9 protein-coding genes are annotated in these 10,338 nt (G+C 49.6%); 7 read left to right on the plus strand and 2 right to left on the minus strand.

All coding sequences use genetic code 11. The features are described from left to right. The 6 genes from murF to upp form a co-directional block, all read left to right on the plus strand. A partial coding sequence (gene murF, locus Q0140_RS02890) for a UDP-N-acetylmuramoyl-tripeptide--D-alanyl-D-alanine ligase (RefSeq protein WP_297961636.1) occupies positions 1-1,731 on the plus strand: 1,731 nt, incomplete at its 5' end. 249 nt (positions 1,732-1,980) lie between these two features. After that, a complete protein-coding gene (locus tag Q0140_RS02895; protein ID WP_297961639.1) occupies positions 1,981-2,661 on the plus strand; it encodes a DNA alkylation repair protein in 681 nt (226 codons plus the stop codon). A gap of 98 nt (positions 2,662-2,759) precedes the next feature. Next, positions 2,760-3,128, plus strand: a complete 369-nt coding sequence (locus Q0140_RS02900) for a pyridoxamine 5'-phosphate oxidase family protein (RefSeq protein WP_177389050.1) — start codon at positions 2,760-2,762, stop codon at positions 3,126-3,128. A gap of 258 nt (positions 3,129-3,386) precedes the next feature. After that, on the plus strand, positions 3,387-4,160 hold the full coding sequence (locus Q0140_RS02905) for an SDR family oxidoreductase (RefSeq protein ID WP_297961642.1): 774 nt from the start codon (positions 3,387-3,389) through the stop codon (positions 4,158-4,160). 376 nt (positions 4,161-4,536) lie between these two features. Then, entirely contained in the window at positions 4,537-5,130 is a 594-nt protein-coding gene (locus Q0140_RS02910) for a BON domain-containing protein (protein WP_297961645.1), read from the plus strand. Between the two features lie 585 nt (positions 5,131-5,715). Beyond that, positions 5,716-6,342, plus strand: coding sequence for a uracil phosphoribosyltransferase (gene upp / locus Q0140_RS02915; protein WP_297961655.1), 627 nt, complete (start codon positions 5,716-5,718; stop codon positions 6,340-6,342). Between the two features lie 442 nt (positions 6,343-6,784). On the opposite strand, the gene Q0140_RS02920 is transcribed toward upp, so the two are convergent. Together Q0140_RS02920 and Q0140_RS02925 are read right to left on the minus strand one after the other, a co-directional pair. Next, on the minus strand, positions 6,785-7,027 hold the full coding sequence (locus Q0140_RS02920) for a hypothetical protein (RefSeq protein WP_297961648.1): 243 nt from the start codon (positions 7,025-7,027) through the stop codon (positions 6,785-6,787). Positions 7,028-7,552: 525 nt separating this feature from the next. Next, positions 7,553-9,607, minus strand: a complete 2,055-nt coding sequence (locus Q0140_RS02925; protein ID WP_297961650.1) for an ATP-dependent helicase — start codon at positions 9,605-9,607, stop codon at positions 7,553-7,555. A gap of 41 nt (positions 9,608-9,648) precedes the next feature. On the opposite strand from Q0140_RS02925, the gene Q0140_RS02930 reads away from it, so the two are divergent. Further along, positions 9,649-10,338: transglycosylase domain-containing protein (locus Q0140_RS02930; RefSeq protein WP_297961653.1), on the plus strand; the 690-nt coding region annotated here is incomplete at its 3' end.

The raw sequence follows: 10,338 nt of genomic DNA on the forward strand, positions 1-10,338 counted from the left end.
GGCTTTTATCTGATCACCTGCCTGCAGTGGTTTTCGTATAAGCCCGCGCGCATCATCTTTCACTTCACCAAACCCGCGTGGCACCTCTATTTTTTGATTTTGCCGCTGGCGGCGTATTTTGGTTACGAGATCGCGGCTAGCCTCTGCGCGGCTAAATTTGGCACTGCATTCCTCTATGCCCTATGCGCCGCTAAAATTCTAATCGTCGCGGCCTATGCGCTAGCGCTTTATTTTTGGCAAAGAGGGCTAGATAAAAAGCTCGTCTTTACGCCGCGCGTGAAGCGATTTTTTGCGATTTTGGCACTCTGTGCATTTGGCTTCAGCGCCGTGTTTTATGCCGCAGAAGCTCCGATTTTGCCGATCTTCTTACCGCTTGGCGCCGCTCTTGTGGCGAGCTTTGCTTACGAGCGGGCGCAGGCCGCGAAATTTAAGGCCGCCGCACGCAAAAAACTAGCCCAGATGCCCTCGCTTACGATCATTCAGATCACTGCGAGCTACGGCAAGACGAGCATTAAAAATTTCTTGTATCAAATTTTAAAAAGCGACTTTCGCTGCTACAAGACGCCGCGCTCGGTAAACACGCTAGCAGGGCTCGTGCGCGACGTAAACGAGGCACTACCCGCAGATACGCAGATCTACATCGCCGAAGCAGGCGCCAGGCTAAGCGGCGACATCGCCGAGATCACCGAGTTTTTGGCACCGCAGATCGTCGTCGTGGGCGAGATCGGCGCGCAACACATAGAGTATTTCAAAAGCATCGAAAACATCCGTAAAACCAAGCTCGAAGCGCTCACAAGTGCGCGGCTAAAGCATGCGTTTTTACACAGCTGCACGCAAAAAAACCCGAGCGAGCGCGTCACGATCTATGACGAGGGGCTGGAAATTTGCGGCGCGGATCTGGACGGTATAAAATTTAGTCTTAGCTTGAGCGAAGATGAAAGCGGTGCAAGCTGCGAAAATTCTGTGCCGCGCGCAGAAACATCCGCCGCAGAAGGCGAAGGGCAGGGTGATTTAAGCCTAGATGCAAGCAGTGCGACATGCGCGGAAAAAGACAAAAATTCTAAAAATTACGGCGCCGATTTTAACGATACAAATTCCATATCCTGCGCCGAACGGAGCGAGCAAGAATTTTACGAACAAGCCGCCCGTGCCGTTAGCGACGATAAAATTTGCAGCGACAAAGAGCAGGGTGCGCAAGAGGCTTCAAACGGGCGTAGCGAACAAGGAAAGAGACATGAGTTTTTTGCGCCGATTTTGGGTAAATTTAACGCTGCAAATCTCGCCGCATGTATAAAGATCGCGCGATTTTTGGGGCTTAGCGCTGATAAGATCAAAAGCCGCGTCGCGCACGTTAGCGCCGTCGAGCACCGCCTCGCGCGGCTCGATGCGGGCGGCAAGATCATCATCGACGATAGCTTCAACGGCAATCTAAGCGGCATGCTGCAAAGCTACGAGCTGATGCGAAGCTACGGCGGGCGCAAGGTCATCATCACGCCGGGCATCGTCGAGAGCACGCGCGAGGACAACGAGACGTTAGGCGCCAAGATCGATGAAATTTTCGATCTCGCGATCATCACGGGCGAGCTAAATTCCGAGGTTCTGCAGAGCAAAATTGCTCCCGCAAAGACTATCGTTTTGAAAGACAAGCGCGATTTGCAGCGGGTTTTGAGCGAAAATACGCACAGCGGTGATCTAATTTTGTTTTCAAACGACGCGCCGAGCTTCATTTGAGCGGCTTTGGCGGCACGGCTTGCTTTGCCCTGAGGCATACTGCGCGATTTGACAGGGCGTATTTTTAGGCAAAAGACTTTGAGCGGGTACGACGAGTGACTTGAAGCGGTGCGATCTATCGGGTGATTAGTTTGTGCGTGCGGCGCGATCTGTTTAAATAAAAGTCCTATGCGGCAAAATTTCGGCGCGCCGTTATAAAATCGCAATCTTGCGCGCGATTAAATTTACGATCAAATTTAAAGGAAAGCCATGGATTTACGAGAAAAGATGCTAGGGCAGCTGCGAGCGCTAAGCGAGGAGAAATTCGCGCAATTTTCGCAGCGCCTAATACCCGCGCCGCAGATTTTGGGCGTGCGCACTCCCGCGCTGCGCGCACTTGCTCGCAAAAGTTTCGCCGCTTTGAGCGGGGCGGATGAGGCGCGGCGCGAGCTGCAAAATTACGAGCCCTTTTTTCACGAGGAGTTCGTGCTAAAGGGCTTTTTTATAATGCTTTTAAAGCAGGATGAGATGAAATTTACCCTTGCGAGCAATTTTATCAAAACGATGCCTAATTGGGCGGTTTGCGATATGTTCGCTCCGAAATTCAGAGACGCCGCTTTTGCGGATGCGCTGCTAAAGCAGGCTAAGGGCGGCGCGGACGAGTTTGAGAGGCGATTTTTCTACGTTTATTTTATGCGAAATATGGACGCGATCTCGCCCGAGGAATTTTTTGAAATTTGCGCCGCCGAAAGCGACGGGCGGTACTACGTGCAGATGGGTGCGGCGTGGGCGATAGCCGAGATGTTTATCAAGCAGCGCGAGAGCACTCTTGCGTTTTTGGCGAGCAAGCGGGCGGCTAAATTTATCCAAAACAAGGCGATATCAAAGATTCGCGATAGCTTTCGCGTAAGCAAAGCTGACAAGGAGGCGCTTTTGAAGTATAAAATTTAACCGCGGCGGAAAGTGGCGGAGGTAGTTAGAATTTCAGTTGCGCGCGGGGCTTGTCAGCCAAAATCGCGAGCTTTAAAATGTAAATTTAAGGAGAGAAAATGTTTAGCAAAGAGTTTTTGGAGATTTTGAATTATGAATGCGCCGTGGGTATCGCTACCTGCGCGCAGGGCGAGGCTCATATCAGCAATACGTGGAACAGATATCTCGTCATTAAGGGTGATCGCATCCTCATCCCCGCTGCGGGTATGAAAAAGACGCAAAGCAACGTGGAGGCTAATCCGAACGTCGAGCTTAGCGTCGCAACGAAGGAGCTAGCAGGCAGGTTTGGCGCAGGGCGCGGCTTTGTGGTGAAGGGCACGGCGCGCTTTATAGATAGCGGCGCGGAGTTTGAGGAAACGAAGGCGAAATTTCCGTTTGCTACGAGATTGCTTGAAATCACGGCTAGCAGCGTAAAACAGGTGCTGTAAGCCAAGCGGCGCAGTTTGGGTGGAATTTACGGATGAAATTCCCGATGAAATTCCACCGCGAGCTTTACGATGGAATTTTGCCGTGAAATTTTATCGATGGAATTTTAAAATTAGTAAAATTTTATCGACGAAATTTCGCTTCGCCGTAAAATTTTAAAGCGGGTAAAATTTTAAAGCCTGCAAAATTTCGAAGTTTGCAAGATCCGTAAATCTCGCTCAAATTTTTAGAACTTAAATTTACGTATTGAAAGGAAAAGTATGAAACGATTAGAGGGCAAAACCGCCGTAATCACTGGCGGAAGCGACGGCATAGGGCTTGGCATCGCAAAGTGTTTCGCCGAAGAGGGCGCAAATTTGATCCTGCTCGGCAGAAGCGAGGAGAAATTAAAAATCGCTCAGGAGGCATTGGGCGGTTACGGCGTGAAAATTTACGCGGTAGAGGCGGATTTGGCGCAAAGCAAAACGATAAAAGGGCTTTGCGAGCGCATTTTAGCGCAATCTCCTAAGATAGATATCCTAGTAAATAACGCCGGGTTGGGAAAATTCGTACCGTTTGAGGCGACCGACGAAGCGCTGCTGGACGCTCATCTAAACCTAAACGTCAAAGCGCCCTATCTGCTTACTCAGGGGCTTTTGGGCGCGCTTGCGGCTAGCAAGGGCTGCGTGATCAATATCTCGTCGTATTTTGCGAATCGAATGCTCGTGGGGCGCACCACGACGGCGTATTCGATTACCAAAGGCGCGCTAAATTCTTTCACCAAATCGCTTGCCTTTGAGGTCGGCAAACTCGGCATTCGCGTCAATGCCATAGCGCCCGGAAGCGTGCTGACGCCGCAGTTTGAGCGAAATTTAAGCGCGCTTAGCCCGCAGGGGCGCGAGGCGTTTGAACAGATGGTAAAAAATATCTATCCGCTTGGCAAAATCGGCAGCGCGCAGGACATCGGCGATGCGGCGGTGTTTTTGGCGTCGGATGCGGCGAAATGGGTCAGCGGCGCGATATTTGCGATAGACGGCGGGCTTACGACGAATTAGCCGCAACCGGGCGAAATTTTTGGCGCAGATTTTGAAATATAAAATTTAAGGCAGCGAATTCCGCTTCGAGAAATTTTACTTCGTAGAATTCGCAGAGGCAAATTTGCAATGAAAATTTAGCCACGTAGAATTTTACGGCTACCAATACTGCTCGCGAAATTCCGCCATGGCGAAAGCGCAAAATTCTGCAAGCCGTGCGAATTACAACGTAAATTTTAAAATTTATATTGTAAAATTTTGCGGCGCGCGGTTTGGGCGGAATCTCGCAGCGCAAAATTTTAAGCTGCGGCAAAATGGCGCCTGCGGGGCTAAAATTAAAAAGTGAAGCTAACGGCTGGCTTGAGATAATTAGAAATTAAACAAGATTGGAGAGGGTTTGAGGGTTTTGTTTCTGGCATTTTTGTCGGTGTTTTTGCTCTCTTGCGCGGCGCTATTTAGCTCGTGCGCGGCTCCGCTTGCGCCCGCTGGCAACGCGCTTAGCGTGTATGACATCTACTCCGTAGCGCGCGACCGCCGCAGCGTAAGCGAGGTCGCTAGCGACAAGCTCATCCAAACTAAAATCCAAAGCAAAATTCTATTTACCAAAGGCCTTAGCAGCTGGGATTTGGAGGTCGAGTGCTTCTACGGCGAGGTCTATCTCATCGGACTGCTTGAGAGCGAGGCGATGCGCGAGCCGCTGCTTGCTTTGGCTCGGCAAACCGAAGGCGTGCGGCGCGTGCATACCTATCTGCGCGTCAAAAAGCCCGAATATCCGTGCAATTCGTTTGAAATTTTTACAAATTTAAAGAAAAATCTCTTTTCCGATACCGACGTTTCGGGCACTGCGGTGCGCGTGGCGATTGTGGGCTGCGACGTGGTATTTAGCGGCGTAGTAACGGACATCGAGCACGAAAAGCACGCGATCTGGTACGCGACGCACGCTCCCGGGGTGCAGGACGTGTATTCGTTCCTGCGCGTGGTGAAGGAGTAGGGGCTTTGCGGTTAAATTTGATCGCTTCGGTACGGCAAATTTAACCGCTTGCGGCGGGCTAAATTTAAGGATATGCTCGATTTATTTTAGCTCGTTTGCGGGGCAATCAGCGTGCATAAATTAAAATTTTATCGGCGCGCAAGATAACGTGGAATTTTAAAATTTGGCTCACGAGCGCGAGCATTAAGTAAATTTAAAGCCGCCTCAGACGATAATTTCGCAGATGAAATTTACGCCGCGAGCACTCGCCGAAAAGTAGCGCTCGGTGCCGATAAAAAGCGCGCCCTGTTTAAATAGCGGCTAAATCAAAAGCGCACGCGCAAGCTAAATTTAAAGCACTGCGTTTTTAAAAGCGCTAAATTTAAAGCGAGCCGCCGAGTTAAATTTAAACGTAACGCGCGCATTGTGAGCTAAAATGAGCTAAATTTAAAATCGCGTTGCCGTTATCGGCAAATTTCAGCGACATGACGCGAGAGCTCGCGCTAAAATATACGATCAAAATGCCCCAAAGGGCGCAAAATTCAGTAAATTTAAGGAGAGAAAATGAGCCAAAGCCAAAATTGTACGTACCAAACCGCGTGCGAGCTGCCTAACGTGAGGCTGATCAAGCACCCGCTGATCGAGCATAAGCTCACGATCCTGCGCGATCGGGATACCGATCCGTTTCAGTTTCGCATGCTCGTCGATGAGATCAGCTACCTGATGATGTTTGAGGCGACGCGCGATCTGGCGCTGCGCGAGGTGAGCGTGCATACGCCCGTGGCGCAAACCAGCGCGTATAAGCTCGCCACAAAGATCATGATCTGCCCGATTTTGCGCGCCGCGCTGGGGATGCTAGATAGCGTTTTCAAGCTCATACCGGATGCCAGCGTGGGATTTTTGGGCTTTCAGCGCGACGAAAAGACCGCGCAGGCGGAGTTTTTTTACGCCAAACTGCCCGCCGACGCCGCGGAGCGCACCGCAATCATCATCGATCCGATGTTTGCGACCGGCGGCACGGCGATCGATGCGGTGAAATTTCTGCTGAAAAACGGCGTTAAAAAGATCAAATTTATCTCCATCATCGCAGCGCCCGAGGGGCTTCATAGATTTAGCGAGATCTACCCGCAGGTCGAGGTTTTTACCGCGGCGATCGACGAGAGACTAAACGAGCAAAAATATATCGTGCCGGGTCTTGGAGACGCGGGAGATAGGGTGTTTAATACGCTGTGAGTTTACGCGGCGAAGGGCTTTGCGCCGCGTTAAATTTGCGCGGACAGTATTTTATGCGGCGATAAAATTGATCGGCAACAAACTTTACCGGCAATGGAATTTTACGCGACGCGAAATCTATTTAACAAATATGTGGGTTGCCACGGCGCAGAATTCCGCCGCGGCAATAAATTCGGTAGGGCACGTACTTTTTACGGCGCGCGCAATACGTAGTGAAATTTAAAATTTTGCGGCGCCGTAAATTTGGTGCGTCCGTAAATTTTAACTCGTCGTAGAATTTGCGGCATTTTTGGAATTTATCAAATAAATTTTAGCTCCGCGATGTATAAAACACGTAAATTTCAAAGTAAGAGAAAGATGAAATAGGGCGGCGGAATTTTATTGCCGTCGAATTCTTCTGCAAAATTCTAGCCGTGCGAGATTTCACGGAGAATTTACCGCATCAAAACTCTACGGCAGAGCGGGAGCTAAATTTTAAAATTTGGCTCGCATTTGCGGCGTAAAATTTTGCAACCGCCCGCGCCGCAAATATCACCATTTTAAACCGCCTTTGATTGCACTGCCACATAGCTCGCGCACAGCTCGCAAAAAAATCCAAGCAGTCACGCTTCTCATAGCAGCTTAAAACCCAGCCGCTACCTCCAGAATTTATCGAGCCGCAAAATAGCAAGTTTAAAGCCGCCATATTTTGCGATCAAGAGCGATTTTACGCTTGTGAGCCGTGGAAATTTTGCGCCGCTATGTCGTTTTAAGCGCGATTCCGCCCTACTGCCGCCCAGTGCGAGCGCGACGAGCGCAAAATCTTACAACTCGCAGTGAGCTATCGGTAAAATTTCAAGTAAGGGCAAAATTTCGCCGCTATAAATTAAAATCGTCCTTAGGCTTGGGAGAAATTCTAAAATAGCGGATGGGGGTAAAATTTTATCGCTAGACCGTATGTCGGGCTTGAATTTAGGCAAAATGTCGATAAATTTTGGCTCGCAAAAGAAGCTACCGCTTCGCAATTCTAACTACGTAAAATCGCGCTCGTATTGGTGCCGTAGCGCCCGCACTGCAAAAATTTACAAAAATCGCGTGGCAAAATTCTTACCATAATAATTCGTCAAAAAAGCAGAACCGCGCACCAGACGTACGCGAGGAGTAAAATTCTTACCCAAACGATCCACGCCGCGCTAAAATGAAATTTAAAATTTAGCGAGCAAAATTTCGCTTACTTCACCAGCCCCGCTTCCCTTAAAAAGCAACTCGGCTCGTAATTAATCTTTCTGATCTTATCAAATTTCGCGTAGCTTAGCACCAGCTCGTCGCGCGCTCTAGTAACCGCCACGTAAAATAGCCGCCGCTCCTCCTCCAGGCTGCCGCCCATCGCCATTAGCTTGAGGTTCGGGAAGCGGTTTTGCGCCAGATCGATGAGATAGACGCTGCAAAACTCAAGCCCCTTGCTTGCGTGCACGCTGAGCAGATTTACCCCCTCGCCCTCGCTCATCTCCTTTGCGCCCAGAGTTATGAAATTATAAAAGCTCTGCGGATCCGCGTATTTGACGGCGATCTGCTCTAAAATTCCGCATTTATCGTAAATGCGTGAGATCTCGTCCTTTTTGCGCTCATCGTCTATCTTGCCGTTTTTTAGCGTCGCGCGCTTCGTCGCGATGAAATCCGCCACGAGCGCGAAAAGGCGCGAGTTTTTGATCTGCGAGATCAGCGTAGCGGACCTCGTAGCTGAGCCGCTTTTTTTAAAAATTTTATAAATTTCGTGCAAAAATACGGCGCCGCCCTCGGTAATTTTATTGTGTTTTAGCACCGGATGCGAGCGAAAAAACTCGTCAAATTCCAAAGCTTCAAAGCGCGATACCGAGCCGATAATATCGACATCGTCAAAAAGTCCGAGCTGGTAGTTTTTCCTCTTTTTTTCAAAAATTTTAACGCTCTCGTCGGGACGCAAAAGCCCTGCGTGAATGCTTCCGTGCCCAAGCGCGATCAGCGCGTCGAAAAGCTCCTTACTTAGCGCGCTGCCGACGCCTCTTGCGTATTCGCACGTACTCATAAAGGCCATCATATCTTTGGGGTTTATTATCATCGCGAAAATGTCCGTAAAGGCCTTGATTTCGCGGCTTTCAAAAAAGCTCACGCCGCCTTTTCGCTTCGCGCCGATACCGAGCTCCTTAAGCGCTACTTCGACGCCGTCGGCGCTGGAGTTGTTGCGAAAGATGACGGCGATCTTTTCGCGCAGGGTGCTGCTTTGCGCGATCTGTGCGGCTACGTGGGCGTATTGCGCCGCCGTATCGTCGTAAACATGCAGCCTAGGCGCGCTAAATTTTCCCTCGCGGCCCACGATCAGCTTCTTTTCGTAAAGGCGCGGATTGTTCGCGATGACGCGGTTTGCAAGCGCCAAAATCGCCGAGCTTGAGCGATAGTTGATATTTAGCGCGTAAATTTTAGCGTCCGCAAAGCGCTTGCCGAAGCTGCCGATGATGTCGATGTTTGCGCCGTTAAAGGCATAAATGCTCTGATCAAAATCGCCGACGCAAAAAAGGCTTTTCGTCGCGAAGGCATCGATGAGGCTTCCTTGCAGCGAGTTCGTGTCCTGATACTCGTCCACTAAAATTTCATCAAACCGCAGCGGCGCGCCCTTTCGCAGCTCATGGCGCATTTTTAGCAAAACGTCGTTGAAATCGGCGTAGTTAAATTTCGCCTTTTCCTCTTCGAACTCGCGCAAAATATCTGCGTAAATTTCGGCAAATTCCGCCTGATCCTCGTAGTTTTTGCTAAACCACGTCTCAAAATCCGCGCTCATCTCCTTGTTTTGATACAGCGAATACACGTCGTACAGATACGCCCCGCCGTAGGGGCGCACGTCACTTACGTGATAAAATTTGCGCCTTTCTACGAGGCTTTTTAGCAGGGTTTTTAGCTCGGCGGGCTGCTTTAAAATCACGCCTTTACCGAGCTCGCGAAGTAGAGCGTAGGATACGGCGTGGAAGGTGCCCGCGACGATTGCAGAGGTAATTTTTTTATCAAAATGCCGCTGCAGCCTCGCTATCATCTCGCTCGCGGCCTTGTTCGTAAAAGTAAGAAGCAAAATTTTTCTAGGGCTCGTGCCGAGATTTAGCAGATGAGCGATGCGCGCGACGATGGTGCTGGTTTTGCCCGTGCCTGCGCTTGCGATTATCAGATTATGTCCCGCAGGAGCGGTCGCTGCGGCGTATTGTTCGGTGTTTAGCTTAGCTAGAGCGTCCAAGATTATTCCTTTGCAAAAAGGCGCCATTATAGCCTAAAATCATTAAAATTCTTTGATATAATTGCGCGATGAAATTTCTAAAATTTACGTTAAAAATCGCGCTATTTTGCGCATTTGCATTTGCTCTGTTTTTGATCCTAGACGCGCTTTATCCGCTAAATTTGGATATGCTAAACAAGCAGAAAAGTAGAATTTTATATGACCGAAACGGCGAAATTTTAAATATGCAGATCAGCGACGATCAAATTTGGCGCTTTTACGCGAGCGCGGACGAGATACCGCCGCGGCTGAAACAAAGCGCAATCTACTTCGAGGATCGATATTTTTACTACCATTTCGGCGTCAATCCCGCCTCGATCCTGCGCGCGGCTACGTATAATTTTACACAAAATTTTACTAAAAAAAGCGAGGGCAACGTCGAGCGCGTCGGAGCCTCGACGATTACGATGCAGGTTGCGCGTATGATGCGCCCAAAACAGCGCAGCTACAAGAACAAAATCATCGAAATTTTCAACGCCTTTCAGCTGGAGTGGCACTTCAGCAAGGATGAAATTTTAGGAATGTATTTCAACCTCGCCCCATACGGCGGCAACATCGAGGGGGTCAAAACCGCGGCGTATTTTTACTTCAAAAAGGATCTACGCGAGCTTAGCAACGCTCAAATCGCACTTCTTAGCGTGATACCGAAAAACCCGAACAAAAACCGCCTAGACCGCAGATCAAACATCAACGCGCTTAAAAACCGCCTAATTTCGCAG

This window comes from uncultured Campylobacter sp. (genome assembly GCF_938045405.1).
Taxonomy (GTDB): Bacteria; Campylobacterota; Campylobacteria; order Campylobacterales; family Campylobacteraceae; genus Campylobacter_B.